The organism is Tritonibacter sp. SIMBA_163, from assembly GCF_046535935.1.
In the GTDB taxonomy this organism is placed as follows: Bacteria; Pseudomonadota; Alphaproteobacteria; order Rhodobacterales; family Rhodobacteraceae; genus Epibacterium; species Epibacterium scottomollicae.
On sequence record NZ_JAWJBP010000957.1, the window covers coordinates 1 to 250 of the forward strand.

Genomic DNA, 250 nt, shown 5'->3' on the forward strand with positions numbered 1-250 from the left:
CCACAAAACAACAACAGCGGGGGCCTTATGAGTGCGCAACATGCGGCAGCTAACGATTCAGTCATTTTTGATGTCGTCATGATTGGCGGTGGGGCAGGCGGTATTTCCGTCGCGTCCAGCCTTTTAAAGCGGCAGCCTGATTTACGTATCGCGGTCGTTGAGCCCGCCGATCACCACTTTTAACAGCACGGCTGGACCATGGTTGGCGGCGGTATCTTTACGCCAGAGTTCACCCGCAAGCCGATGGCTG

Annotated in this window: 1 protein-coding gene; it reads left to right on the top strand. The window is 56.0% G+C overall.

Annotated elements, in window-relative coordinates:
• Positions 1-78 precede the first annotated feature (78 nt).
• Positions 79-183: an FAD/NAD(P)-binding protein gene (locus R0J92_RS25160; RefSeq protein WP_411053691.1), complete on the top strand. Its 105-nt coding sequence runs from the start codon at positions 79-81 to the stop codon at positions 181-183.
• Positions 184-250 lie beyond the last annotated feature (67 nt).

Coding starts and splice junctions, on each gene's coding strand:
- R0J92_RS25160 (WP_411053691.1), top strand. CDS start 79: ATGATTGGCGGTGGGGCAGGCGGTATTTCCGTCGCGTCCAGCCTTTTA.